24 protein-coding genes are annotated in these 25,243 nt (G+C 60.2%); 11 read left to right on the forward strand and 13 right to left on the reverse strand.

From position 1 onward, the window contains the following. Nucleotides 1-144: 144 nt before the first annotated feature. Both gltX and lysS read left to right on the forward strand, forming a co-directional pair. A complete protein-coding gene (gltX, locus tag K7A42_RS14120; RefSeq protein WP_035207129.1) occupies nt 145-1,602 on the forward strand; it encodes a glutamate--tRNA ligase in 1,458 nt (485 codons plus the stop codon). Between the two features lie 249 nt (nt 1,603-1,851). Beyond that, complete coding sequence (gene lysS, locus K7A42_RS14125; protein WP_004445220.1) at nt 1,852-3,351, forward strand: lysine--tRNA ligase; 1,500 nt, start codon at nt 1,852-1,854, stop codon at nt 3,349-3,351. 254 nt (nt 3,352-3,605) lie between these two features. Here lysS and K7A42_RS14130 read toward each other — a convergent pair whose 3' ends face one another. Continuing rightward, a complete protein-coding gene (locus K7A42_RS14130) occupies nt 3,606-4,541 on the reverse strand; it encodes a hypothetical protein (RefSeq protein WP_153775763.1) in 936 nt (311 codons plus the stop codon). 284 nt (nt 4,542-4,825) lie between these two features. Between K7A42_RS14130 and K7A42_RS14135 the strand changes: the two genes are divergently transcribed. From K7A42_RS14135 to K7A42_RS14155, 5 genes are all read left to right on the forward strand, one after another. Then, complete coding sequence (locus tag K7A42_RS14135) at nt 4,826-5,716, forward strand: metal ABC transporter substrate-binding protein (protein WP_416220913.1); 891 nt, start codon at nt 4,826-4,828, stop codon at nt 5,714-5,716. Continuing rightward, nucleotides 5,713-6,609, forward strand: coding sequence for a manganese/iron ABC transporter ATP-binding protein (locus K7A42_RS14140; protein WP_282455421.1), 897 nt, complete (start codon nt 5,713-5,715; stop codon nt 6,607-6,609). The genes K7A42_RS14135 and K7A42_RS14140 overlap by 4 nt, the downstream gene beginning before the upstream one ends. Next, entirely contained in the window at nt 6,602-7,462 is an 861-nt protein-coding gene (locus K7A42_RS14145; protein ID WP_006699540.1) for a metal ABC transporter permease, read from the forward strand. The genes K7A42_RS14140 and K7A42_RS14145 overlap by 8 nt, the downstream gene beginning before the upstream one ends. Further along, nucleotides 7,459-8,313: a metal ABC transporter permease gene (locus K7A42_RS14150; RefSeq protein WP_282455422.1), complete on the forward strand. Its 855-nt coding sequence runs from the start codon at nt 7,459-7,461 to the stop codon at nt 8,311-8,313. The genes K7A42_RS14145 and K7A42_RS14150 overlap by 4 nt, the downstream gene beginning before the upstream one ends. A gap of 108 nt (nt 8,314-8,421) precedes the next feature. Next, nucleotides 8,422-8,595, forward strand: coding sequence for a DUF1328 domain-containing protein (locus tag K7A42_RS14155; RefSeq protein WP_003499086.1), 174 nt, complete (start codon nt 8,422-8,424; stop codon nt 8,593-8,595). A gap of 56 nt (nt 8,596-8,651) precedes the next feature. Here the strand turns inward: K7A42_RS14155 and K7A42_RS14160 are convergent, their stop codons facing one another. Further along, on the reverse strand, nt 8,652-9,383 hold the full coding sequence (locus tag K7A42_RS14160) for an SDR family oxidoreductase (protein ID WP_004445231.1): 732 nt from the start codon (nt 9,381-9,383) through the stop codon (nt 8,652-8,654). A gap of 205 nt (nt 9,384-9,588) precedes the next feature. On the opposite strand from K7A42_RS14160, the gene K7A42_RS14165 reads away from it, so the two are divergent. Then, nucleotides 9,589-10,356, forward strand: coding sequence for an IclR family transcriptional regulator (locus K7A42_RS14165; RefSeq protein ID WP_034496812.1), 768 nt, complete (start codon nt 9,589-9,591; stop codon nt 10,354-10,356). A 103-nt stretch (nt 10,357-10,459) separates the two neighbouring features. Here the strand turns inward: K7A42_RS14165 and tal are convergent, their stop codons facing one another. Further along, a complete protein-coding gene (gene tal / locus K7A42_RS14170) occupies nt 10,460-11,425 on the reverse strand; it encodes a transaldolase (RefSeq protein WP_282455423.1) in 966 nt (321 codons plus the stop codon). 205 nt (nt 11,426-11,630) lie between these two features. Between tal and K7A42_RS14175 the strand changes: the two genes are divergently transcribed. Next, nucleotides 11,631-12,605, forward strand: a complete 975-nt coding sequence (locus K7A42_RS14175; RefSeq protein WP_034497564.1) for a sugar-binding transcriptional regulator — start codon at nt 11,631-11,633, stop codon at nt 12,603-12,605. An 82-nt stretch (nt 12,606-12,687) separates the two neighbouring features. Here K7A42_RS14175 and K7A42_RS14180 read toward each other — a convergent pair whose 3' ends face one another. Next, nucleotides 12,688-13,560: a methylated-DNA--[protein]-cysteine S-methyltransferase gene (locus K7A42_RS14180; RefSeq protein WP_034496818.1), complete on the reverse strand. Its 873-nt coding sequence runs from the start codon at nt 13,558-13,560 to the stop codon at nt 12,688-12,690. Nucleotides 13,561-13,777: 217 nt separating this feature from the next. Continuing rightward, a complete protein-coding gene (locus K7A42_RS14185) occupies nt 13,778-14,260 on the reverse strand; it encodes a DUF2244 domain-containing protein (RefSeq protein WP_022562762.1) in 483 nt (160 codons plus the stop codon). 37 nt (nt 14,261-14,297) lie between these two features. On the opposite strand from K7A42_RS14185, the gene nth reads away from it, so the two are divergent. Next, entirely contained in the window at nt 14,298-15,080 is a 783-nt protein-coding gene (nth, locus tag K7A42_RS14190; RefSeq protein ID WP_004445242.1) for an endonuclease III, read from the forward strand. Here nth and K7A42_RS14195 read toward each other — a convergent pair. After that, complete coding sequence (locus K7A42_RS14195) at nt 15,042-15,779, reverse strand: sulfate transporter family protein (RefSeq protein WP_004445244.1); 738 nt, start codon at nt 15,777-15,779, stop codon at nt 15,042-15,044. The genes nth and K7A42_RS14195 overlap by 39 nt on opposite strands. Nucleotides 15,780-16,074: 295 nt before the next feature. On the opposite strand from K7A42_RS14195, the gene K7A42_RS14200 reads away from it, so the two are divergent. After that, nucleotides 16,075-16,908: a MurR/RpiR family transcriptional regulator gene (locus K7A42_RS14200; protein ID WP_282455424.1), complete on the forward strand. Its 834-nt coding sequence runs from the start codon at nt 16,075-16,077 to the stop codon at nt 16,906-16,908. Between the two features lie 104 nt (nt 16,909-17,012). Here the strand turns inward: K7A42_RS14200 and K7A42_RS14205 are convergent, their stop codons facing one another. The 7 genes from K7A42_RS14205 to K7A42_RS14235 all read right to left on the reverse strand — a co-directional run bounded on the left by K7A42_RS14205 (nt 17,013) and on the right by K7A42_RS14235 (nt 25,182). Then, the gene (locus K7A42_RS14205) at nt 17,013-18,590 is read right to left on the reverse strand and encodes an FGGY-family carbohydrate kinase (protein ID WP_035207112.1); all 1,578 of its coding nucleotides are present in this window, start codon (nt 18,588-18,590) and stop codon (nt 17,013-17,015) included. Between the two features lie 60 nt (nt 18,591-18,650). Continuing rightward, nucleotides 18,651-19,370: an HAD family hydrolase gene (locus tag K7A42_RS14210; protein ID WP_077986905.1), complete on the reverse strand. Its 720-nt coding sequence runs from the start codon at nt 19,368-19,370 to the stop codon at nt 18,651-18,653. 7 nt (nt 19,371-19,377) lie between these two features. Next, nucleotides 19,378-20,862, reverse strand: coding sequence for a mannitol dehydrogenase family protein (locus tag K7A42_RS14215; RefSeq protein WP_282455425.1), 1,485 nt, complete (start codon nt 20,860-20,862; stop codon nt 19,378-19,380). 119 nt (nt 20,863-20,981) lie between these two features. After that, nucleotides 20,982-21,980, reverse strand: a complete 999-nt coding sequence (locus K7A42_RS14220) for an ABC transporter ATP-binding protein (RefSeq protein WP_006698332.1) — start codon at nt 21,978-21,980, stop codon at nt 20,982-20,984. A 12-nt stretch (nt 21,981-21,992) separates the two neighbouring features. Further along, nucleotides 21,993-22,817 carry a carbohydrate ABC transporter permease gene (locus K7A42_RS14225; RefSeq protein WP_004445255.1) on the reverse strand — a complete coding sequence of 275 codons (825 nt, stop codon included), beginning with the start codon at nt 22,815-22,817 and terminating at the stop codon, nt 21,993-21,995. 12 nt (nt 22,818-22,829) lie between these two features. Continuing rightward, nucleotides 22,830-23,702, reverse strand: a complete 873-nt coding sequence (locus K7A42_RS14230; protein WP_004445256.1) for a carbohydrate ABC transporter permease — start codon at nt 23,700-23,702, stop codon at nt 22,830-22,832. A 166-nt stretch (nt 23,703-23,868) separates the two neighbouring features. After that, nucleotides 23,869-25,182, reverse strand: a complete 1,314-nt coding sequence (locus tag K7A42_RS14235; protein WP_034496827.1) for an ABC transporter substrate-binding protein — start codon at nt 25,180-25,182, stop codon at nt 23,869-23,871. Nucleotides 25,183-25,243: the final 61 nt, after the last annotated feature.

Raw genomic sequence — 25,243 nt, forward strand, 5'->3', positions numbered from 1 at the left:
CTAAGCCCAAGCCGAACGGGAATATGAAAAAGGCACTTTCCTTTCGCCTTTTGACATGATGTCCTGCCGCATCCAAACGAAAACTCCGTGGTATCAGGGTGGAACCGCCCCGATGTCACCGCCACGTCACGACGAGTGAAATTCATGACCACTTCCGGCGTTCGCGTCCGCATCGCACCTTCCCCCACCGGCGAGCCGCATGTCGGCACCGCTTATATCGCGCTGTTCAACTATCTCTTCGCCAAGAAACACGGCGGCGAGTTCATCCTGCGCATCGAGGATACCGACGCCACCCGCTCGACCCTCGAATATGAGCAGAAGGTGCTGGAAGCCCTGCGCTGGACCGGCCTTACCTGGTCGGAAGGCCCCGATGTCGGCGGCCCTTACGGTCCCTACCGCCAGTCAGAGCGCAAGGCGATGTACTGGCCCTATGCCGAAGAGCTGCTGGAAAAGGGCCATGCCTTCCGCTGTTTCTGCACGCCCGAGCGGCTGGAGCAAATGCGCGAGGCCCAGCGCGCCGCCGGAAAGCCGCCGAAATATGACGGACACTGCCTCAACCTGAAGGCCGAGGAAGTGACCGCGCGCGTTGCCGCCGGCGAGCCCAACGTCGTGCGCATGAAAATCCCGACCGAAGGCTCGTGCGATTTCCATGACGGCGTTTATGGCGATGTCTCGATCCCGTGGGATTCCGTCGACATGCAGGTGCTGATCAAGGCCGACGGCATGCCGACCTATCACATGGCCAACGTCATCGACGACCATCTGATGAAGATCAGCCATGTGGCGCGCGGTGAAGAATGGCTGGCTTCGGTGCCCAAGCACATCCTGCTGTACCGTTATTTCGGCTGGCAGGAGCCGGTATTCATGCATCTTTCCCTGATGCGCAATGCCGACAAGTCGAAGCTTTCCAAGCGCAAGAACCCGACCTCGATCTCCTATTATTCCGCGCTCGGTTACCTGCCGGAAGCGCTGATGAACTTCCTCGGCCTGTTCTTCATCCAGATCGCAGAGGGCGAAGAGCTTCTGACCATGGACGAGCTCGCCGCGAAGTTCGACCCGGAAGCGCTTTCCAAGGCCGGCGCCATTTTCGACATTCAGAAGCTGGATTGGCTGAACGGCCGCTGGCTGCGCGAAAAGCTTTCGCCGGAAGAGTTCATTGCCCGCACACTGGAATGGGCGATGGAGAATTCCCGCCTGACCGAGGGCCTGAAGCTTGCGCAGAGCCGCGTTTCCAAACTCGGCGAGCTGCCTAACCTTGCCGGCTTCCTGCTCGCAAGCGATGCCGGCCTGACGCCCGCCTCCTTTGCCGGGCTGAAGAGCAAGCCGGAAGAAATCCACGAAATCCTCACCACGGTTGCCGCAGACCTCGAAAAGATGCCCGACTGGAACGTGGAAGCCATCGAGGCGGAGTTGCGCGATGTGGCCGAACGCACTGGCAAGAAGCTGCGTGTCGTCACGCCGCCGCTTTTCGTCGCCATGTCCGGATCGTCGCGCTCGCTGCCGCTGTTTGACTCGATGGCGCTGCTTGGCCGCTCCGTCGTGCGCCAGCGCCTGAAGGCTGCGATCGCCGTTGTGGCCACGATGGTTGGCAGCGGAAGCTGATGATGACGTGCTGGCGGTGACGGCAGCATTTTAGAATACGCCCTTTGCCTGGGGCTCACCCCCCTCTGCCCTGCCGGGCATCTCCCCCTCAAGGGGGGAGATCGACAAGCGGCTGACACCTTGCCCATGGAACGGGCGGGCGCGGCATCTGATCTCCCCCTTGAGGGGGAGATGTCCGGCAGGACAGAGGGGGGTAACCCAGAGCGCCAAGGGTAACCGCAACGAACAAGCCCGCTAAAGGCGAACACGATGACCGACACCAAGACCGAAACCACCGCCCTCTCCTCCGACGCGACAGAAGTGCGCCGCCAGAAACTTGCGCTGCTGCGCGAGCAGATCGGCGACGTTTATCCGGCGCATTTCCACCGCACGATGAGCAATGCCGAGCTGGCGGAAAAATATGCCGATATCGAAGCCGACGTCGAGACCGGTGATACGGTGACGGTGGCGGGGCGCGTTTATTCCTCGCGCAATTCCGGCATGTTCATGGATATTCATGACGCCTCGGGCAAGGTGCAGATCTTCAGCCACAAGGATACGACGCCGGAAGCGGCGCGCAACCTGCTGCCGATGATCGATATCGGCGACATCATCGGCGTGACTGGCAAGGTGCGCCGCACCAAGCGCGGTGAGCTGACGATCAACGCCGAAGAAATCACCATGCTGACGAAGTCGCTGCTGCCGATGCCCGAGAAGTGGCACGGCGTCTCCGACATCGAGCTGCGTTACCGCAAGCGCCACCTCGACATTCTCTCCAACGAGGAATCCAAGCTGCGATTCCTGCAGCGCTCGAAGATTCTCTCCGGCATCCGCCGCTTCATGGAAGCCGAAGGCTTCCTCGAAGTCGAAACGCCGATGCTGCAGACCGTCTATGGCGGTGCAACGGCCGACCCGTTCAAGACCTTCCACAACACGCTGAAGATGGACATGTATCTGCGCATCGCGCCGGAACTGTTCCTGAAGCGCACGCTGGTTTCGGGCCTGTCCGACAAGGTTTTTGAAATCAACCGCAACTTCCGCAACGAAGGCGTCTCCACACGGCACAATCCTGAATTCACCATGATGGAGTGCTACTGGGCCTATGCCGATTACGAGGACATCATGGGTCTCGTTGAGCGGCTGTTCGAGACGCTGGCGATCTCGCTCCACGGCACCACAGAGGTGGAATTCCAGGGCCAGACGATCTCGTTCAAGGGTCCGTTCAAGCGCGTGCCGATGCCTGATGCGGTGAAGGAAGCAACCGGTATCGACTTCCTCGCCATCAAGACCGACGAAGAAGCCCGAGCTGCCGCCAAGGCCGCCGGTTTTGCTGTCGAGAAGGACTGGACCTGGGGCGAATGCCTTGCCTTCATCTTCGAAGAGAAGGTGGAAGGCACGCTGATCCAGCCGAGCCACGTCACGCATTTTCCGAAGGACATCTCGCCCTTCGCCAAGGAAGTGCCGGGTGAACCGCGCCTCGTCGAGCGTTTCGAAAGCTATTGCAACGCCTGGGAAGTTGGCAACGCCTTCTCGGAACTCAACGATCCCGAAGAACAGCGCCGCCGCATGGTGGAGCAGCTGGAACAGGCGCATGCGCGTGGCGAAAAGGACAAGCAGCTGGACGACGAGTTCCTCGACGCCATCGACCAGGGCATGCCACCCGCCGGCGGCCTCGGCATCGGCGTCGACCGCCTGATCATGCTTTTGACCAACGCCCCGTCGATCCGCGACGTCATTCTCTTCCCGGCCCGCCGCAACAAGGCGGATTGAGGCACCAGGAGCGCTGCCCGGTTCGAATTTCCGGGCAAGCTGCAATCCCCTTGAAGTTGGCGCTGAAAGGTGAATATTCACTCAACCTCATCCTCGGGCTTGTCCCGAGGATTTGCTAACGTAGCGATTTTGTTGACGTGCTTAGAGGCGTGGGACAAGCCCAAGGATGACGTCGCGCAAGCATGACAAGGCAGCGTCGGCGGAACCTGCCGCCGGCATGAAACAGGAACGCCTAGGCAACAGCCGAATCCCTCTCAATGCCCCGCCTTGGCCTTTTCGCCAGCAGCTTCCTCTGCCACCGCCGCCTCTCCGTCCATCGGTTTTTCCTCCGCCGCCTGCGCGGTGGTCGAGCCTTTTCCGAAGATCAGTGACTTCAGATAGGACAGGCTGAAGATGCTGCTGCCCTCGGCTTCCGGTGTCGAGGTCAGAAGCTCGTCGGTGACGGTCTCACCATGCGCTTCGGGAGACGGAGTTTCATCATGTGCTTCCGGAGCAGTTTCGCCATGGCCGGGCTCCGTTGGCGCAGCGTCATGTTCGCCGCTGGCCCCGCCCTTGCTTTCGCCGTGACCTTTGGCGGACTTGCCCTCGTGGCCGCCCGCTTCCGGCTCCGCAACCGGCGTCGCACAATCGGCGAAGTCGCTGAGGCTGGCAGCCATGGCTTCGGTATCTTCAAGCGGCAGATCGATGCGCAGACCGTAAAACTGGCCGCTGCCATTTGCTGCGCCGTCATAATAGAAGGCTGAATAACGGCGGGCCTCGGCGCCCTCGGGAATTTTCGCCGGATCCGGAATGAAGACCACCTGTGCGGCAATGGCCCGGCCACGCATTTCCGAGCGCAGCTGCGGGCCGTTCCTGTCAAGCACGGAGACCTGAACCAGATCGGGCTTCTGTTTGTCGTAAACCGCTTTGGCGACGCGCAGGGCGGTTTTCAACCGCTCCGTGCCGTCTCCGCCTTCGGTGCGAATGAACTTGCGCACCCATAGCGAGCCGTTCTTGCGGATATTCACTGTCTGGACTGCGTCGCAGGAAAGCCCGTTGGTGGAGGCATAGGATGGGCCAAGCAGCCGCTCGCTGCCGATGAACACGGCAGCGGAACCGGTCGCGCCTGCCAAAAGCAGGATCCCGCCTCCAATCATAACGAGCTTGCGCGAAAACCGCATTCGTCCGAATACAGCTTTCACCCGCAACATCCTGACATCAAGTACCCCGCCTCTCGCCCTCACCCCGGAAACGTGGCTCGAAGGATGAGGAACACACGCGGGATAAGCTTCGGACCACGCTGTCCGAGCCTTCCGATAGTGCCGCTTTCTCATTGAAAAAAGTTTAATCCCGCAGGCAAGATACCCGCAAAAGCGCATCATTTTCGGACATTTCAGAAATCTCAAGATTTGCGAATGATTTGCAATAGCGTTGACAAAGGTGATTTTATAACAGATGGTATTGCGAATTAGTCGCAACAAAATCTGGTGAGCACGTGAACGTCCATAAATTCCGCCACGCCATTTTCGCTTTCTCGCTTTTTCTTCCGGGCGTCGGCTTTGCCCAGGAAAAACCTGTTGTCGTGACCACCTTTACCATCATCGCCGATATGGCGCGCAACGTAGCGGGTGACGCGGCCGAGGTGGAAAGCATCACCAAGCCCGGCGCGGAAATCCACAATTACCAGCCGACGCCCCGCGACATTCTGAAGGCCCGCAAGGCCGATCTGGTGCTGCGCAACGGACTCAATCTGGAATTGTGGTTCGAGAAATTCCTGACTAACCTCTCCGGCGTGCCTGATGTGACGGTGAGCGATGGTGCGAAGCCGATGGCGATCAGCGGCGGCGCCTATCAGGGCAAGCCCAATCCGCACGCCTGGATGTCTCCCGATAACGCCTTGATCTACGTCGAAAATATTCGCAAGGGCCTCAGCGAGATCGACCCCGCCCACGCCGATGTCTACGCCGCCAATGCCAAGGCCTATTCGGACAGGATCAGGGCCACGGTGCAGCCGATCCGCAATGAACTTTCGGCCCTTCCGGAAAACAAGCGCTGGTTGGTGACGAGTGAAGGCGCCTTTTCTTATCTCGCCCGCGATTTCGGCCTGAAGGAATTGTTCCTCTGGCCGGTCAACGCCGACAGTCAGGGCACGCCCCAGCAGGTTCGGGGTGTGATCGACGCCATGCGCGAGCATAATATCCACGTCATCTTCAGCGAAAGCACCGTTTCCGCCGATCCCGCCCAGCAGGTGGCCAAGGAAACCGGTGCGGCCTATGGCGGCATTCTCTATGTGGATTCGCTGAGCGAGGCTGATGGTCCCGTCCCGACTTACCTGGACCTGCTGCGTGTGACGAGCGAAACCATCGCCAAGGGACTGTCTTCATGAGAATGGGGAGTAAAAAATCAGGCGGCGGCCTGACGGTTCAAAATGCGACAGTGACCTATCGCAACGGCCACACCGCATTACGAGATGCCAGCTTCTCCATTCCGCGCGGAACGATCACGGCACTTGTCGGCGTCAACGGCGCCGGCAAGTCCACGATTTTCAAGGCGATCATGGGTTTCGTTCCTTTGGCCGCCGGTTCCGTCTCGATCTTCGACCTGACGGTAAAGGAGGCGCTGAAGAAAAACCTCGTCGCTTACGTGCCGCAGGCGGAAGAGGTGGACTGGAGCTTTCCGGTGCTGGTGGAAGACGTGGTGATGATGGGCCGTTATGGCCACATGAATTTCCTGCGCATTCCCTCGAAGCGCGATCACCAGATGGTGGAAGAGGCGCTGAAACGCGTCAACATGCTCGATTATCGCAAGCGCCAGATCGGCGAACTCTCCGGCGGGCAGAAGAAGCGCGTGTTTCTGGCCCGCGCGCTGGCGCAGGAAGGGCAGGTGATCCTGCTGGACGAACCTTTTACCGGTGTCGACGTGACGACGGAGGAGCAGATCGTCGCGCTTTTGAAGGCGCTGCGCGACGAGGGCCGCGTCATGCTGGTCTCCACCCACAATCTTGGCAGCGTTCCGGAATTCTGCGACCGCGCCGTCTTCGTCAAGGGTACGGTTCTGGCGTCGGGCAAAACAAGCGACACCTTTACAGAGGAAAACCTGCAAAGGGCTTTCGGCGGCAGCCTGCGCCACTTCGTTCTCGGCGGAGCAGAGTTGCATAGCGACGCCGATCCGCGCCGCCTGAAGGTCATAACCGATGACGAGCGGCCCTTCGTGATCTACGGCAAAAATGGCCAGGACAGGGGCGATTCTGAGGCTCCGAAAGAGAAAGCCGATGATTGAGACCCTTCTTGAGCCTTTCACCTATGGTTACATGTTGAACGCCATCTGGGTCAGCGCACTGGTGGGCGGTGTCTGCGGCTTTCTCTCGGCCTATCTGATGCTGAAGGGCTGGTCATTGATCGGCGATGCGCTTTCCCATGCCATCGTTCCCGGGGTTGCCGGAGCCTATATGCTGGGCCTGCCCTTTTCGCTCGGCGCGTTTCTCTCCGGCGGGTTGGCGGCCGGGTCCATGCTGTTTCTGAACCAGAAGACACGGCTCAAGGAAGATGCGATCATCGGCCTGATCTTCACCTCGTTTTTCGGGCTTGGCCTGTTCATGGTATCGCTCTCGCCGACCTCGGTGAATATCCAGACCATCGTGCTCGGCAATATCCTCGCCATCACCGCTGAAGACACCATCCAGCTGGCTTTGATCGGCGGTATCAGCCTCCTTGTGCTTTCGCTGAAATGGCGCGACTTCATGGTGGTGTTCTTCGATGAGAACCACGCCCGCACCGTGGGGCTGAAACCGGAAGTGCTGAAGGTGATCTTCTTCACCCTGCTGGCCGCCTCCACGGTTGCCGCCCTACAGACTGTCGGCGCTTTCCTCGTCGTCGCCATGGTGGTGACGCCGGGCGCTACTGCCTATCTCCTGACCGACCGTTTCGAGCGGCTGATCCTGATGAGCCTCATCATCGGCGCGGCCACCAGCTTCATCGGCGCCTATCTCAGCTATTTTCTCGATGGCGCGACCGGCGGCGTCATCGTGGTGCTACAGACGGCGATCTTCCTTGCCGCCTTCGTCTTTGCACCCAAACACGGCCTGCTCGCCTCTCGCGCCAAGGCGCGCAGGGCGCTGGAGGAAACGCCATGAGTGAATATCTCGAACTGGCCATACTGCCGTTTCAGCTGCCTTTCATGCAATATGCCTTCCTGATCACGCTGATGATCGCGGTACCCATGGCAATGCTCTCCTGTTTTCTGGTGCTGAAGGGCTGGTCGCTGATGGGGGACGCCGTTTCCCATGCCGTGCTGCCCGGCGTGGTGGTGGCCTATATCGTTGGCATCCCGCTTTCCATCGGGGCCTTCATCGCGGGCATGATATGTGCCCTCGGCACCGGTTTCATCAAGGAAAACAGCCGCGTCAAGGAGGATACGGTGCTCGGCATCGTCTTTTCCGGCATGTTCGGGCTGGGACTGGTGCTTTACGTGAAGGTGCAGAGCGACGTACATCTCGACCATATCCTCTTCGGCGACATGCTCGGCATCGCGCCCTTGGACATCCTGGAGACGGGCGTGATCGCGCTTTTCGCCACTCTGTTTCTCGGCATCCTGCGGAAGGATCTGCTGGTCAACGCCTTCGATGCGCAACATGCAAGAGCCATCGGCCTGCCCGTGCGTGTGCTGCATTATGGCCTGCTGATGGTGCTGTCGCTCACCGTAGTCGGCGCGCTGAAGGCGGTTGGCATCATTCTCTCCGTCGCCATGCTCGTCGCACCGGGCGCAATCGCCTTCCTGCTGACCCGGCGTTTTTCCGCCATGCTGCTGGTGGCCATTGCGGTGGCGGTCGCCTCGTCGCTTGCGGGCATATGGCTGAGTTTCCTGATCGACAGCGCTCCCGCCCCCACGATCGTGCTCTTCATGAGCGTCACCTTCGTCGCGACATTCGTCCGCACCATCTGGAAAACCCGCCGTACCGACACGGCCCGTGAGACGGCAATATAAAAGAACGATTTTTACGGGCGCGTGGAACATTTTCTCCTTTTGCGCGTCATTTTATCGAGCCTGTCGCGGGGCGGCGGCTCGGGAAAATTTCGCAAAAGGGGAAGCGCCATGCTTAAATGGGCTCTTATTTTCTTTGTCATTTCTTTGATCGCAGGCGTGTTCGGCTTTACCGGCATTTCGGCAGCTGCAGCCGGCGTGGCCCGCATTCTGTTCTTCATCGCCGTGGTGATCTTCCTGGTCTTCCTCGTGCTTGCGCTGATGGCCGGAAGCGCCGTCGTCTGAATGAAAAAGGCGACCGGTTGTCACGCCGGTCGCCCTCCTCTCTCCCTTGAAATCCGTCAGCCCGTCCAGCCGCCATCAATGACATGGATCTGGCCGGTGGTGAAACCTGCTTCGTCTGACGCGAGGTAGGTGACGAGCGCTGCGATCTCTTCCGGCGTAGCGATGCGGCCCATAGGCTGGCGCGCGATGAAATCTGCAAGAGCCTGTTCGTAATTGCCGGTGGCGCGCAGACGATCGTGCAGCGAAGGGCTATCCACCGTTCCGGGGCAGATGGCGTTGCAACGAATGCCCTTTGTTACGAAGTCCGCCGCAATCGCCTTGGTCAGGCCCACAACGGCGGCCTTGGAAGCGGTGTAGGCAAACCGGTTTGGCACTCCCTTTACGCTGGAAGCAACCGAGGACATGTTGACGATTGCGCCCTTTCCCTTCTCCAGCATGCCGGGCAGGAAAGCGCGGCAGGTACGGTACATGGCCTTTGCGTTGAGGTCGAAGGAGAAATCCCAGTCCTTCTCTTCACACTCGAGGATGGTGCCGGAATGAACAAAACCGGCGCAGTTGAACAGCACATCCGCATGGCCGATATCGGCGGCAAAATCTTTTACGCCATCGCCGTCGAGCACGTTCAGAACCCGCGTCTCTGCCCCCTTGAGCGTAGAAAGCGCCTGCTCATTGATATCGGTGGCGATGACGCGCGCCCCGAGCGACACGAACCGCTCTGCCGCCGCCCGCCCGATACCCTGACCGGCCGCGGTGATCACCACTGTCCGGCCGTTAAAATCCTGCACCATGAATAGCCTCCCGCTAAGGCACGCCCGCCTGCCGGGGCCGAGCCGTTGAATTTCAGTGATCTCAAATATGGATCGACAATTCATATGTAAACGCGGTATTCATATGGCGTCAAGCAAACTTGCGTGGACGGCCGGTATAGGGCAAGCCTATTTTCAGGCTCAGCCCGGCGCCGGCGACCATACACACCATCATCATCGAGGCCAGATGACCGACGACGACAGCGAAAGATATCGCGCTCCCGCCCTCGACAAGGGCCTGGACATTCTCGAACTTCTGGCCCGCACCGATGGCGGGCTGACACAGATCGAGATCGCCAAGTCCATCGGAAAGAGCCCCAACGAGCTTTACCGCATGCTGGACCGGCTGGTGCGCCGGGGTTATGTGCAGCGGCTTGACGGCGATCGATTCTCTTTGACGCTGAAGATGTTCGGGCTGGCGCATTTCCATGCGCCGATCCGCCGGCTGGTTTCCTTCGCAGCCCCTGTCATGCGCGATTTTTCGGCGAGTGCGGAGCAGGCCTGCCATCTGGCGGTCCATGATCGCGGCAGCGTTGTGGTCATTGCCCAACAGGAATCATCCACCTACTGGGCCATGTCCATGCGTGTCGGCGCGCAGATGAGCCTGTTCCACACCGGCTCGGGCCACGTGCTTCTGGCCTTCCAGACAGAAGCGCAGCGCCAGATCATGATAACCGAACAGGTGCGCGGCAGCGGCGAGACCATACCGCAGGGTCTTGCCGATCGGCTGGCAGAGGTGCGCAAGAACGGCTTCGAATCGATGGACAGCCTCCAGACCGCCGGGGTCCGCAATATTTCCGCTCCGGTGCTGACGCTCGATGGCACCGCGCTGGCCGTGATCACCTGCCCCTATATTACCCCTCTTGGCGGCAAGGCGCCCACACGCGAGGCCTGCGAGGTGTTGATCCGCGAGGCAGCAAAACGTATCTCCGAGATCGTGACGGGCACTATCTGAGCACAAAAAAACGCGACCGGCAGGGACCCGATCGCGTTTCAGTTGACTGGAGATTTATGTCTCGTAAACGTCGGGGGAACGTGGATGGTTCCCCCTTTTTTCGTCAGGCGGCGGCGGCCGTCAGTTCCTTGCGCACCATTTCGCGCAGCGTCACCAGATCCTTGGCGAAGAGGCGGATACCTTCCGAGAGCTTCTCGGTGGCCATTGCGTCTTCGTTCAGCGCCCAGCGGAATGCCTTCTCGTCCAGCGACTGCAGCGGCTCGGCCTTGACGTTTTCTGCCGAAAGCTTGCGCTCCAGCTTGCCGGTATCCTTGTCCAGCTCTTCCAGCAGCGCCGGGCTGATCGTCAGGCGGTCGCAACCGGCAAGCGCTTCGATTTCGCCGACGTTGCGGAAGGACGCGCCCATGACGACGGTGCTGATGCCATTGGCCTTGTAGTAGTTGTAGATGCTGCGCACGGAAACGACGCCCGGATCGGTCTCGGCGGTGTAGTTTTCGCCGGTCGACTTCTTGTACCAGTCAAGGATACGGCCGACGAAGGGCGAAATGAGGAAGACCTTGGCTTCGGCGCAGGCAATCGCCTGAGCCTGCGAGAAAAGGAGCGTCAGGTTGCAGTCGATGCCTTCGGACTGCAGCACTTCGGCAGCCTTGATGCCTTCCCAGGTGGAAGCAAGCTTGATGAGGATGCGTTCACGCTCGATGCCGCGCTCCTTGTAGGCGGCAATGATGTGGCGGGCCTTCGTGATGGAGGCTTCGGTATCGAATGAAAGGTCGGCATCGACTTCGGTCGATACGCGGCCCGGCACGAGGCCGGCAAGCGCTGCCCCCACGGAGATGGCCAGACGATCGGCAACGGCGGCAACAACGGCGTCGGACTGGCCGCCCTGCTTTTTGCCCCAGGCGATGGCTTCCTTGACCGCATCGGCAAATGCCGGCGTGCCAAGCGCCTTCAGAACGATGGTCGGGTTGGTGGTGCAATCCACCGGCTTCAGGCGGGCAACCGCCTCGATATCGCCGGTGTCGGCAACGACCGTGGTGATGGCGCGAAGTTGTTCGAGTTTGGATGTCATATCGAATGATCCTTCATGATCTCTTGAAAACTTGCTCAGCCGTCATTTCGTTCCCGCACCATGGGTGCGCCCAAGGCCGAAATCGCGGTTTCGTCGGCTTCGACTATCGCAAGCGGCACGGTCTAAAGTCAAGACATTTGCGCATCGCAATTGACATAAGTTTCATGCCTGCGATACTCGGCGAACACAATGAATGGCGGAAACCGTGGCAAAACTGAGAAGAGAAACCCATACGGCCTATTCGGAAGCGGCTTCGCTGCGGCTGCGGGCGGCATGGCTCTATTATAATCAGGGCATGACGCAGAAGGACGTCGCCGAAAAACTGGGTATCAGCCGCTCCACCGTCATCCGCCTGCTGGACGAAGCGATGAAGCGCTCCGAAGTGCAGATATGGATCAATGAGGGTATCGAAGATTTCGTCTCGCTGGCTGGCCAGCTTGAGGCGGCTTACGGGCTGGACGAGGCCGTGATCATCCCCTCTCCAGACAAAGCCAGTGCGGAAGGCACCGCCAAGGCCGTCGGGCTGGCGCTCGGGCAATTCCTCTCCGAAGCGGTGCCGAATGGCGCCACCATCGGCGTCGGCTGGGGTCGCACCATGACCGCCTCGCTTTCCAGCTTCCGCCCGCCGCGCCGGGAGAACTGCAAGGTCGTTTCGCTGCTCGGCGGTATCGTCGCCGTGCACCAGACCAATCCGCTCGATTACACCTGGCGGCTGGCGAGCGCGCTCGGCGCGGAATGTTACATGTTTCTCGCACCGCTGCTGGTGGATTCGGTTGAGACCAAACGGGCGCTGATCGAAAAATGCGGGCTTGCAACGCTGTACGATCTCGCCGAAACGCTCGATCTTGCCATCGTCTCCTGCGGCGATATCGGCCCGCACTCCACATCTTTGTCGGAAGGTTTCATCTCCAGGGAGACGCTGCGCGAACTCATTGACGCCGGCTGCGTCTGCGACACCATGTTCAACTTCATCGATGCCGAGGGCCGCTCCGTCGATCATCCCATCAACCAGCGCGCCATGGCGATCGATCTCGATACGCTGCGCAAGGCCAAACACATCGTGCTTGCCTCCGGCGGCGCCCACCGCGCCATCGCCATCCGCGCCACGATCAAGCGGATCGGCTGCAATACGCTGATAACGGACGAGGCGGCGGCGCGGGCGTTGATGGAGCTGGTTTAGGCGTTGTCAGGCAGCGTTGTCAGGCAGCCTACTCAGACACCCCTCATTCCTGTGACAAGCACAGGGATGAGGGAGACCAGCCTCACACCTTTCCCGTTTCCCAACCCAGCATCGCCCGCTTGCGAGTGAGGCCCCAATGGTAACCCGTTAGAGCCCCGCTTTTGCCGACAGCGCGATGGCAGGGAACGACGAAGGACACCGGGTTTGCCCCCACTGCGGCACCCACGGCGCGGGAGGCGGTGGGCTGGCCGATATCACAGGCGATGTGCGAATAGGTGACCGCCCGGCCCATCGGGATTTTGAGGAGGCTTTCCCATACCCGCACCTGAAAATCCGTGCCGAGCAGCACAACACGCAGCGGCCTGTCCGCCGACCACATGGACGGATCGAAGATACGGGCGGCATAAGGCGCGGTCGCTTCGCGATCCTCGACATAATCCGCATTCGGCCAGCGGCCGGCCATGTCCTCAAAACAGGCCCTCTCCTCACCCGGATCGGCAAAAGCGCAGCCGGCAAGGCCACGATCGGTCACCATGACCAGCGCAAGACCGAAGGGCGAGGCGTGGAACCCGTAACGGATCGTCAGCCCGCCGCCCTTCGCCTTCCATTCGCCGGGCGACATGGCTTCATGCGTGACGAAGAGGTCGTGCAGTCGTCCCGGCCCCGACATGCCGACCTCGATCGAGGTTTCGAGCAGCGGCAGATCCTCCTCGCGCAAAAGCCGCTTGGCATGATCGAGCGTTACAGCCTGTAGGAATGCCTTGGGCGAAAGGCCGGCCCAGCGGGTGAAAGTCTTCTGCAATTGCGTCGGTGACTGGCCTAGCCTCGCGGCAATGGCTTCGAGGGAGGGCTGCTCGCGATAATCCAGCGTCAAAAGCTCGATGACGCCGCGCACCGTGTCGTAATCGGATCCGATGGGGGTGATGTCTTCGTTCAGCGCAATATTGGCGTTCATCGCATTTCTCCTAACAGTTAAGAGAAAACCACTAAAGCGCCCTCGTCTCCACCCGTTTCTTGCGCCCTGCTCCATTTCTACCGTCATACCGGCCTCGAGCCGGTATCCAGCCAGCCCAAGTCCTTGGGCTGAAAGGAGTCTTTTCCGCCGCGCCGACGCGCGTCGGCTGGATTCCGGCTCAGGGCCGGAATGACGGAGGGAGAGCTGGATTATCCTCTTACATCCGCCGCCGCACCGTCGCCAGCGCACCGCCAAACGCCTTGGCAAAGCTTTCACGATCATCCGGATTGAGGAACGAGCCGATGTCGGTCGCCCGGCCCTCGCCCGTCACATGCATCGAGACGATGCCGATCTCGTCATGCCGCCTCACCCTGAAACGCGCCCAGAACGGATTGAAGCGATGCTCCACCATTCGTCCGGCAGGGGAGAATTTTCGGATCGACAGGCTGGTGCGCGAGACGCTGACCTCCTCCCGCGCCTTGGCCGCCCGGTAATTGGCGCGGAAAGCGATATAAAGCAGCAGAAAATCCAGTCCGAAAAACAGGCCGATCGGCCACGCTCCAGTGGCGAAGAAAAAGCCGCCATAGATCAGGCAGGCAAATCCCGACAGGATGAGAAGGAGCCGGAAACCGCGGCGGCCAAGCGAACGGTGCGGAACGAGTTCCGCCGCGAAAATCGGCTGGTCGTTGAGCGTATCCACGTTGCTTTCCTTTGGGCGGGCTGGCTATAGATAATCCATGACAATCGCCAAGAAACGATCCAGCACCCAAACCTTGAAAAAGTCAAATCCGGCAGCCGCGCGCAGGCCGGCGCGGGTGAAGACGGCCTATTCCAGGGAGGAGCTCAGCGAAATCTTCCGCCGCTTTTCCATCCAGCGGCCGGAACCGAAAGGCGAGCTGGAACATACCAATCCCTTCACCCTGCTGGTGGCTGTGGCGCTGTCCGCACAGGCGACCGATGTGGGCGTGAACCGGGCCACCCGCGCGCTGTTCAGGGTGGCCGATACGCCGGAAAAGATGCTGGCGCTCGGCGAGGAAGAACTGATCGGTTACATCAAGACCATCGGGCTTTACCGTAACAAGGCGAAGAACGTCATTGCCCTGTCGCAGATGCTGATCGACAATTTCGGCGGCGAGGTGCCGAAGACCCGCGACGAACTGGTGACGCTTCCCGGCGTGGGCCGCAAGACGGCCAATGTGGTGATGTCGATGGCCTTCGGCGTGCCCACGCTTGCGGTGGACACACATGTGTTCCGCATCGCCAACCGGCTCTGTCTTGCGCCGGGCAAGACCCCTGACGAGGTTGAAGACCGGCTGATCCGCATCATTCCCGAAGAATATCTGTTCCATGCGCATCACTGGCTGATCCTGCACGGGCGTTACTGCTGCAAGGCACGCAAGCCGGAATGCGAGCGCTGCGTGATTGCCGATATCTGCAAATCGCCGGAAAAAACCTTCGATATTCCGGCGCCGCTGGTGGAATTACCCGCGCAGCTGTTCGGTTCGGCTGGCGGCGAATGAAGGGTCGCGGCGGCTGACAGCCTTGTGCAGATGCACCATCATGGAGGCCGCAAAAAGCGGCGTCAGCAGGTTGAGGAATGGAACCGCCAGAAAGGCCGCAATGACCAGCCCGGCCATGAAGACGGTGGTGCGGTGTTTTACCCGGAACAGCCGGGCGTCAGCGGGCGAGCGGAAGCGCATCGCCGCGAATTCGAAGAATTCCCGGCCGAGCAGGTAACCGTTCACCAGAAAAAATGCGATGAGGTTGATACCGGGAACAAGCAGCAGAAAAAGCGCAATGAGGTTGCCGGCAATGACAACGCCGAAAAACTTGATGGAGGAGAGCACGGCCTCGCCCATCGGCATCGCCTTGCCGGGCGGATCGTCCGGATAGCTCTTTTTTTCAACCACTTCGGCGACATCGTCGAGAAACAGGCCGGCGATGACGGCAGTGACCGGCGAGATGAGCAGCGCCAGTGCCAGAGCCAGCCCTATTCCGGCGAAAATGGCGAAAACGAAGCTCAGCCAGCCCGCCCAGTCGGGCACGCCCGGAATCAGCGCGTCTATCCATGGCAGGGCGAAATAGATGAAGATCGAGCGGATGGCGAACCACAGGGCCGCGAGCACGAGAAGGGTGAGCCCCAGTACCTTCCAGAATACCGACCGGGTTTCGGCGGCAAAGAGATTTTGGAAGGCGAGCCGCGCCGCATCAAAAATCATTCGGAACTCCTTGAAGCTTCTCGGGTTGGGGCACTCTCTCAGGAGGAGATAGGCGATGACCCTATCCTGCGCAAGACGGGGACCCAAAAGGTAGATTAGCGCGATCTAAACCGGAGATGGAATTTCTCTTGAATAAAAGGTATCTCTAAAATATAACAATATACCTATCATAATTCGCGTTCCGGTCCGGTGGAGGACAAGGCCGGAAAAGCTATCCCCCACCGTCAAATTGCGGTTCGCACGCTTGTCTGCGCGCGCGCATGCATCATCGTTCAATAAAGATAAGAATGAGGCGTTGGTGGAAAAGCTGCTGTTGAACCTTACGCGCGCCATGAAGGCAGGCACCCCTTCCGAGCGCAAGATCGCCAAATATCTGATCGAACATCTCGACGAATTACCGTTCGAGACGGCGCAGACGCTGGCTGCGAAGCTCGGCCTCAGCCCGATGACGGTCGGACGTTTCCTGCGCTCGCTGGGATACCGGCAGTTCAGCGATATCCGCGCCGATCTGCGCCATGCCGAAGAAACCGCCGGCGCGGACCAGCCCGAAACGGCGGAAGGCGGCGAACGCCAGTCCAACCCGTTTTCACAGCTTCTTTCGCAGCAGATCCAGGCCGTCCAGACCGCCTTCGACATGACGTCCCAGTCAATCTGGCGGCTTGCCATGAACGAGATCGCCACGGCGGGCGATGTCTTTCTGGCAACCTCGCCGGAAGGTCTCGATGCCGGACGGCATTTCTACGCGCGTCTTCTCGAAAGCCGGGGGCACATCCATTATCTCGGCAGCGACAGCGCCGCCTATGTCGCCCTGTGGGATTTCGACACCGCGAAGACCCTGCTCGTCATCATGGATTGCGGCGGCAGCCTGTCACCGCTGCAGCGCTTGGCTGCAATGGCGCGCAAGAGCGGCTATCGCACATTGCTGATCACCACGCGCTTTTACGAATGGGGCCCGGAAAGTGCCGACCTCTGTCTCGCCATGCCGCAGGCGCAAAATGGCGGCCAAGGCTTGCTGCAACTGGTTTCCCTGCTGGAATTCACCCTCTGCGCGCTAAGCGCCGGGGCCGATGACGCAACAAAAGCGCGGGCGAAAAACTTTGCCGCGCTGAAGCGCTCGCTACGCGGCTGATCTGCGCTTGGCAGGCGGCAGGATCGAGTGGCCACCACCTGTTTCTTCTCGCCGCCGGAGAAGAATCGCGCGGCATCCGTCAGCAAAAATTCCACGCTGATAAGTCAAAGACTTTCCAGCTCCTGACGATGCCGGTACATGGCGAGAAAACGGCGATAATCCCGCTCATAACGTGGTCCCCGCGCCGGATCGCCTGATATTTCCGCGTTGCCGGGGTACATGGCGGCGCCAGCAGCCGCGAGGCTTGCATGCACCCCGCCGGCGGTTGCCGCTGTCATTGCCGTGCCCAGTAACACCGCATCGGCGGTGGCGGGAACCACGATGCGCTTGCCGGTCACATCGGCATAAAGCTCCATCAGCAGCGGGTTTTTCACATGTCCGCCAGTGACATGCAGGCTCTCCACGGCATAACCGAAACGCTCCATCGCATCGAGCACATGGCGCGCGCCGAGCGCAATCGCGACGGCGGTGCGCCAATAGAGACGGCAGAGGCTGTCGAAAGACGTATCCAATGTCAGCCCGCTGATGACGCCGACGGCGTGCGGATCGGCAAGCGGCGAGCGGTTGCCGTGAAAATCCGGCAGCACATGCAGCCGCTCGGCAAAGGCCTCGCCCTCAAGCGCCCGCAATTCCGTTACCCGCGCAACGATGCGGGCATGCAGCGCCGTATCCGGCTCCCCGCCCGCTGCATGCATGCGTACCATATGATCGAGCAGCGCGCCGGTGGCCGATTGCCCGCCCTCCACCAGCCAGTGCCCGGGCAGGATCGCCTGCCAATAGGGGCCCCAGAGGCTATGGCCGGGCATTTGCCGCTCCGACACCGCGACAAGGCAGCTCGAAGTCCCGGCGATCAGCGCAACATGGCGGCCAACATCGGCAGACAGGCATCCGCCCAGCGCCCCCAGCGCGCCGGCATAGGCGTCGATCATGCCCGCAGCGACCTGACAACCGGTATCCAGACCAAGCTCGGCTGCAGCTTCGGGCGAAAGCGGACCGATGCTTTCTCCCGGCATCACGGTGGTTTCGGGGAGCCCTGCCCGCTCTCTCAAGTCGGCAAGCCCCGCCAGTTCGAGATAATCCGCCTGCCAGCCGGGATTTTCCTGCGCAAGAAAATTCCACTTCGCCGTCTGCGTGCAATTTGAACGTTTTGCTGAACCGGTCGCTTTCCACGTCAGGAAATCCGCCAGATCGAAGGCGAAGGACATGCGCGACCAGCTCTCGGGCATATGCTGCTTCAGCCACATCAGCTTCGGCATCTGCATTTCCGGCGAGACGCTGTTGCCGGCGAAATCCAGCACCCGGTGTCCCGATGCCGTCAGCCGGTCGGCCTCCGATATCGCCCGGTGATCGAGCCAGACGATGGTGTCGAACCGGTCTTCCCCGGTCACGGATACCGAAACCGGCTCACCCCGCCCATCGCGGATGACGAGCGAACAGGTGGCGTCGAAACCGATTGCAGCAATGCTTTCCGGCGGAACACCCGCCTCGGCAAGCGCTGCCCTTACCACGATGCAGACTGCCTTCCATATGTCGGTGGAATCATGTTCGGCGTGGTTTTCCTGCGGCCTCTGCATCAGGATCGGATGGGTGGCGCGGGCAAGCAGCCGGCCGGCCGCATCGAAAATGCCGGCCCGGGCGCTGGCGGTGCCGACATCGACAGCGACGAGATTTTGACGCTTCAAGACTGCAATTCCATCCCTTGCGCAACGACCCGGCGACAGCGGCGGCAGGCGAAATCCGTTTTAGCCTGCATCACGTTCCGCTTGGCCGCCCAAACCGCCCTTCCCCACATAGCTGCCGACAAGTTGGACCAAATCCGGCATCGCGTCAAACACGGCATCCGCGCCAAGCCCGGCGATCTTTTCACGGAATGCGGGAAAACGGGCATGCGAACCACCGGTAAAAGCAAAAACGCCCATGCCGGCGGCCTTTGCCGCAGCAATACCGGCCGGGCTGTCCTCGATCACGATGCAGTGACGCGGATCGACGCCCATCTGGCGCGCCGCGTGCAGGAAGAGATCAGGCGCCGGCTTGCCGTTCTTCACCATGGTGGCGCTGAAGACATGCGGTTCGAATTTGTCGATCAGGCCGGCCAGCCCCAGTGAATAACGGATACGTTCCGGCTGACTGGAGGAAGCAACACAGCGCCTGAATGGCACAAGCCTGTCGAGCGTTTGCGCAATGCCGTCGATCGGCTGCAACTCGCTTTTGAAGCGCTCGAATAGCGTCGCCCGCATATGATCGAGAAAATCGATATCCGTCTCGACACCGTAATCCTCGAACAACGTCCTTGTCATGCTGGCGACGCTTCGGCCGAGAAAGCGCTCATAGGCTTCCTCCTCCCCCATCGTCACACCCAGATGGGAGAGCATGTCGAGGAGGACGGAGATGGAAACCGGCTCGCTGTCGACGAGAACGCCGTCGCAGTCGAAAATCAAAAGGGGGCCGGTGTCGTCTTCCATCTCATCGTCACTTTTCGGTCAGCTTGTCATCCAGATAAAGCTGCAAGGTCTTCGCTGTACCCTCTTGCCACAGCGTCTTCAGCGCGTGGGCGAAGCGTTTACGGAAAAGTTCCGATTCGGCAACTGCTCCGAAAATATCGTTAAGCGCGAGGAAGGCCATGGGATCGTCCTTGGCCCTGATGGCCGCCGCCTGCAGGCGCTCGGCGCTGGCATCGTTGAAGACGATTTCCTTGCCGCTGTCCGAGGTGCCCTGAAAATAACGGCACCACAAGGCCGAGACGAGGGATAGACCGATGATATCCTCTCCGCGCTCCAGCCGGTCGGCGGTGGAAGGCAGGATGAATTTCGGCTGGCGGTTGGAACCGTCCTGCGCCAGACGCGGAATGGTGTCGCCAATCTTCGGATTGAGGAAGCGCCGCTCGATCAGAGCGAAATACTCATTGAGGTCCGTATCCGGCACCGGCGGAATGACCGGGATGATCTCTTCCTTTTCGAGTTTTGCCAGAAACGCCCGGATCAGTGGATGCTCCATCGCCTCGTGGACAAAGTGGATGTCGAGCAGCGCCGCAGGATAGGCGATTGCCGCATGGCCGCCATTGAGGATGCGGATTTTCATATGCTCATAGGGCGCAACATCGGATACGAACTGCACGCCCGCCTTCTCGAGCGCCGGGCGGCCCGCCGGGAAATTATCCTCCATCACCCATTGCTTGAATTCTTCGCAGAACACCGGCCAGTTGTCTTCGATGCCGAAATCGTCTTGGGCGATCTTGCGTTCGCGCTCGCCGGTGGCTGGCGTGATGCGGTCGACCATCGAATTGGGGAAGGCAACGTTTTCGCCAATCCAGTTGGCAAAGGCAGGATCGGACAAAGCCGCCAGCCCGACCACGGCATTTTTCGTGACCTTGCCATTATGCGGAATGTTGTCGCAGGACATGACGGTGAAAGGCTGCACGCCTCTGTCGCGCCGCGCCTTCAGCCCGGCGACGATCAGCCCGAACACGGTTTTCGGCGAAGCCGGATTTCTGCCGTCTTCGGCAATCGCCGGATGCTGCGGATTGAAGGAGCCGGAGGCGTCAATGAAATAACCGCCTTCCGTGATCGTCATGGAAACGATGCGGATCTGCGGATCGGCCAGTTTTTCGATGATCGCCGCGCTGTCTCCGACCGGCAGAATATCGATCATCGGCCCGGTGACACGCGCACCGGTGCGGTTATTGTCCTGCTCCACAACGGTCGTCAGGAAATCCTGTGCGGCGAGTTTTTCGCGCATCACCGTATCCGACGGCAGGACACCCGCGCCGATGATCGCGAAGTCATGGTCCGCTCCGGTGTTGAACAGGTCGTCGAGATAAACCGCCTGATGGGCGCGGTGGAAATTGCCAACGCCGAAATGCACGATGCCGGCAGAAAGATCGTCCCGGCTGTAGGACGGAACGGCCGCCGTCTTTTTTGCTTCGTCAAGCGTTGCGAGGGAAAGTTTGCATGTCATGTCATGATCCTCGAAGGGAAAACGGTGGTCTTGCCAATCGCCCTGTCGCGGGCATTCGGACTATCTGCAAACGGCCGCCACCGAATGGCGCGCCGCTGCGTCTTTAGGGCCAGCCCCGCCTAGATTGCCTTGCCCTTGTCATCGAACCTGTGGATTTTGGTATCGTCGGGCGTGATGAAGACAGTGTCGCCGTGCTTGCAGGCGAATTCGCCGTCCGCGCGGGCGGTAATCGGGCCGATGCCTGGGACATCGATATGCAGAAAAGTGTCGGAGCCGAGATGTTCGGCGACGGTGACCTTGCCCTGCCAGAGACCGCTTTCCTTCGACAGCACCAAATGTTCCGGCCGAACACCGGCTGTGGCGGCACCCTTTTGGCGGGCGAAGTCACCGGTGATGAGGTTCATGCGCGGCGAGCCGATGAAGCCGGCGACGAAGAGGTTGGCGGGAGAGCGATAGAGCTCCATCGGCGAGCCGACCTGCTCGATATTGCCACGGTTCAGCACCACGATCTTGTCGGCCATGGTCATGGCCTCCACCTGGTCGTGGGTAACGTAGATCATCGTCGTTTTCAGCGTGTTGTGCAGCTCGGAAATTTCCAGCCGCATGGTGCCGCGCAGCGCCGCATCGAGGTTGGAGAGCGGCTCATCAAACAGGAAGGCGGAAGGCTCGCGCACGATGGCGCGGCCGATGGCCACGCGCTGGCGCTGGCCGCCCGAGAGCTGTGAGGGCCGGCGTTCGAGATAATCGGTGAGGTTCAGCACCCGTGCCGCATCCTCCACCTTCTTGTCGATAACCGCCTTGTCGAGCTTGGCCATCTTCAGCGGAAAGGCGATGTTGTTCCTGACACTCATATGCGGATAAAGCGCATAGGACTGGAACACCATGGCAAGGCCACGTTCGGCCGGCGCACGCTCGGTCACATCCTTGCCGTCGATGACGATCTTGCCGCCGGAGACATCCTCCAGCCCGGCGATCAGGCGCAGAAGCGTGGACTTGCCGCAACCGGAGGGACCGACAAAGACGACGAATTCGCCATCGTGGATATCGAGATCGATCGACGGGATGACCTTTGCCTCACCGAAGACCTTGGACACGTTCTGAAGGGAAATGCTGCCCATGTTTGTCGTTCCTTATTTCACGGCGCCGAAGGTCAGGCCGCGCACGAGTTGCTTCTGCGAGAACCAGCCAATGACGAGAATGGGGGCGATCGCCATCATCGAGGCGGCCGAAAGTTTTGCCCAGAACAGCCCCTGCGGCGAGGAGAAGGAAGCGATGAAGGCCGTCAGTGGTGCCGCATTGGTGGTGGTCAGCCGGATGGTCCAGAAGGATTCATTCCAGGCGAGGATGACGTTTAAGAGCAGCGTCGAGGCAATGCCGGGCACCGCCATCGGTGTCAGCACATGCACGATCTCGTTCCACAGCGATGCGCCATCCATGCGGGCCGCTTCCAGGATCTCGCCGGGAATTTCCCGGAAATAGGTGTAGAGCATCCAGATGACGATCGGCAGGTTGATGAAGGTGAGCATGATGGTGAGGCCAATGCGGGTATCGAGCAGGCCGGCATTGCGGAAGATCAGATAGATCGGCACCAGCACGGCCACCGCTGGCATCATCTTGGTGGAAAGCATCCACATCAAAATGTCCTTGGTGCGCTTGGTCGGCGAGAACGCCATGGCCCAGGCGGCGGGAATGGCGATGATCAGCGCGATGATCGTAGAACCTAGTGACAGCACCACCGAGTTCATGAAGGGCTTGAAATAATCGCGCTGGGTCTGGACCGTCACGTAATTCTCAAGCGTGCCCGAGGGAATGAGGCTGAAGCCGGCGATCGCCTCCGGCTCGGTCTTGATCGAAGTGAGGAAGGCGTAAAGGATCGGGAAGAACAGCAGGAGCGCGACGATCCATGCAGCGATGGAGAAGCCGATCTTTGCGCGAGTGGTTGTCTTGCGGGCCATGATGTTTCCCCTTTACCGGTCGAGGTTCTTGCCGACCGCGCGCATCAGGAAGATGGCGACGATATTGGCGAGGATAACGGCGATGATACCGCCGGCCGAAGCGCCACCGACGTCGTAACCCAGAAGTGCGGTGCGATAGATCAGGAAGGCAAGGTTGGTGGAAGCGTAACCCGGGCCACCATTTGTGGTGACGAGGATTTCCGCGTAGACGCCGAGCAGGAAGATGGTCTGGATGAGGATGACGACCGTGATGGCCCGGGAAAGATGTGGTAGCGTCAGATAGATGAAGCGGTTGACGAAGTTGGCGCCATCCATCTCGGCCGCTTCCTTCTGCTCGCCATCGAGCGACTGCAGCGCCGTCAAGAGGATCAGCGTTGCAAAGGGCAACCATTGCCAGGCGACGATGATGATGATGGACAGCAGCGGAAACTGGGCGAACCAGTCGACCGGCTGGAAACCGAAGAAGCGCGAGAGATCGGCAAGCACGCCGTAGCCGGGATGCATGATCATGTTCTTCCACACCAGCGCGGCAACCGGCGGCATGACGAAGAAGGGCGAGATGATCATGATGCGCACGATGCCCTGGCCGAAAATGTCGTTGTCAAGCAACAGAGCAATGGCAATGCCGCCGATCACGGTGATCAAAAGCACCCCGCCGACGATCAGCAGCGTGTTCCAGATCGACTGGAAAAAGGCGGGGTCGGTGTAGAAATACTGATAATTGAACAGGCCGGCGAAGCTGACATTGGCTGGGTTCAGGAGGTTGTAGTTCTGGAACGAGAACCACAGGGTCATTGCCAGAGGCACGATCATCCAGACCAGAAGCAGCAGAACCGAAGGCGCAAGCATCACCCGCGCAAGACCGCTTGTGTTTCGTGTTGCCATTTGCACTCACCTCCCCTTGGGCTCGGGCATCAAGAGATGCGCCCGGCATATCCGGAAGAACCGGCTCATTCTTGTTTTGATTTGAAAGCTATCGAAGCCGCATGGCGGTCTTCAGCCCGCAGTCTCGCTGCCCGGCATTGGCGCCGGACAGCGATCTTCGGGAGGATTACTTGATGTAACCGGCGCGGGTCATTTCGCGCGTCGCGGTCGACTGGGCGCTGGCAAGCGCATCATCGACACTGGACTGACCGGCAACGACCGCCGAGAACAGCTGACCAACCGTGGTGCCGAGCGCCTGGAATTCAGGGATCGCCACGAACTGGCCGCCGGTGTAAGGCACGGGCTTTACAGTCGGCTTGGTGATGTCGGCGGCATCCATGGCGGCAAGCGTCGGCTTGGCGAAGGCGGCTGCCTTTTCATAGTCGGCGTTCTTGTAAAGCGAGGTGCGCGTGCCCGGAGGCACGTTTGCCCAGCCTTCCTTGGAAGCGACAAGTGCGGTGTAGTCCTTGCTGGTTGCCCAGGAGATGAACTTCTCAGCGGCTTCGGCCTTCTGCGAGCTCTTCGGGATAGCAAGGTTCCAGGACCACAGCCAGTTGCCGTGGTTCTTCAGCTCACCATGGGTCGGGAAGAGCGCATAACCGACCTTGTCGGCAACGGTGGAATCCTTCGGATTGGAAACGAAGGAGGCAGCCACAGTGGCGTCAATCCACATGCCGCATTTGCCCTGCTGGAACAGCGTCAGGTTTTCATTGAAACCGTTGGAGGAGGCACCGGACGGGCCGGCATCCTTCATCAGATCAACGTAGAACTGCAGCGAGCTCTTCCATTCCGGCTGGTCGAACTGCGGCTTCCAGTTTTCATCGAACCAGCGGCCACCGAAGGAGTTGGTGAGCGCGCTGATGAAGGCCATGTTCTCGCCCCAGCCGGCCTTGCCGCGCAGGCAGATGCCGTTGATATCGGCCTTGCGGTCGGTGATCTTGCGGGCCGCATCGCCAATGAATTCCCAGGTCGGGTTATCAGGCATCTTCAGGCCGGCTTTTTCAAACAGGTCCTTGCGATACATGATCATGGCGGATTCGCCGTAGAAGGGGGCTGCGTAAAGCTTGCCGTCAGCGGAAAGGCCGCCACGGATCGCCGGCAGAATGTCGTCGACGTCATATTTGTCGCCGAGCTTTTCGAGCGGCAGCAACCAGCCCTGCTTGGCCCAGATCGGCACTTCGTAGTTGCCGATGGTCATGATGTCATATTGACCGCCATTGGTGGCGATATCGGTCGTCACGCGCTCGCGCAGGACGTTTTCTTCAAGCGTTACCCATTCGACCTTGATATCCGGGTTCTTGGCGGTGAAGTCCGAGGTGAGACCCTGCATGCGGATCATGTCGCCGTTGTTCACGGTGGCAATGGTCAGCGTCTCGGCGGAAGCAAGGGTCGAAAAGGCGAGTGCCGAGCATGCGCCCAGCAAAATGGTCTTCAATGTCATATCTTCCTCCCAGAAGAAAAATGATGAGCATTCGCTTTGCTCTGGGGCATTTACTCACCCG

The sequence above is a fragment of the Agrobacterium sp. InxBP2 genome (assembly GCF_026191755.1).
Classification (GTDB): domain Bacteria; phylum Pseudomonadota; class Alphaproteobacteria; order Rhizobiales; family Rhizobiaceae; genus Agrobacterium; species Agrobacterium pusense.

Coding starts and splice junctions, on each gene's coding strand:
- K7A42_RS14215 (WP_282455425.1), bottom strand. CDS start 20,862: ATGACATGCAAACTTTCCCTCGCAACGCTTGACGAAGCAAAAAAGACG.
- K7A42_RS14195 (WP_004445244.1), bottom strand. CDS start 15,779: ATGATTTTTGATGCGGCGCGGCTCGCCTTCCAAAATCTCTTTGCCGCC.
- K7A42_RS14140 (WP_282455421.1), top strand. CDS start 5,713: ATGAGAATGGGGAGTAAAAAATCAGGCGGCGGCCTGACGGTTCAAAAT.
- nth (WP_004445242.1), top strand. CDS start 14,298: ATGACAATCGCCAAGAAACGATCCAGCACCCAAACCTTGAAAAAGTCA.
- K7A42_RS14210 (WP_077986905.1), bottom strand. CDS start 19,370: ATGGAAGACGACACCGGCCCCCTTTTGATTTTCGACTGCGACGGCGTT.
- K7A42_RS14150 (WP_282455422.1), top strand. CDS start 7,459: ATGAGTGAATATCTCGAACTGGCCATACTGCCGTTTCAGCTGCCTTTC.
- K7A42_RS14155 (WP_003499086.1), top strand. CDS start 8,422: ATGCTTAAATGGGCTCTTATTTTCTTTGTCATTTCTTTGATCGCAGGC.
- K7A42_RS14180 (WP_034496818.1), bottom strand. CDS start 13,560: ATGAACGCCAATATTGCGCTGAACGAAGACATCACCCCCATCGGATCC.
- K7A42_RS14225 (WP_004445255.1), bottom strand. CDS start 22,817: ATGGCCCGCAAGACAACCACTCGCGCAAAGATCGGCTTCTCCATCGCT.
- K7A42_RS14145 (WP_006699540.1), top strand. CDS start 6,602: ATGATTGAGACCCTTCTTGAGCCTTTCACCTATGGTTACATGTTGAAC.
- K7A42_RS14160 (WP_004445231.1), bottom strand. CDS start 9,383: ATGGTGCAGGATTTTAACGGCCGGACAGTGGTGATCACCGCGGCCGGT.
- tal (WP_282455423.1), bottom strand. CDS start 11,425: ATGACATCCAAACTCGAACAACTTCGCGCCATCACCACGGTCGTTGCC.
- gltX (WP_035207129.1), top strand. CDS start 145: ATGACCACTTCCGGCGTTCGCGTCCGCATCGCACCTTCCCCCACCGGC.
- K7A42_RS14235 (WP_034496827.1), bottom strand. CDS start 25,182: ATGACATTGAAGACCATTTTGCTGGGCGCATGCTCGGCACTCGCCTTT.
- lysS (WP_004445220.1), top strand. CDS start 1,852: ATGACCGACACCAAGACCGAAACCACCGCCCTCTCCTCCGACGCGACA.
- K7A42_RS14130 (WP_153775763.1), bottom strand. CDS start 4,541: ATGTTGCGGGTGAAAGCTGTATTCGGACGAATGCGGTTTTCGCGCAAG.
- K7A42_RS14230 (WP_004445256.1), bottom strand. CDS start 23,702: ATGGCAACACGAAACACAAGCGGTCTTGCGCGGGTGATGCTTGCGCCT.
- K7A42_RS14220 (WP_006698332.1), bottom strand. CDS start 21,980: ATGGGCAGCATTTCCCTTCAGAACGTGTCCAAGGTCTTCGGTGAGGCA.
- K7A42_RS14165 (WP_034496812.1), top strand. CDS start 9,589: ATGACCGACGACGACAGCGAAAGATATCGCGCTCCCGCCCTCGACAAG.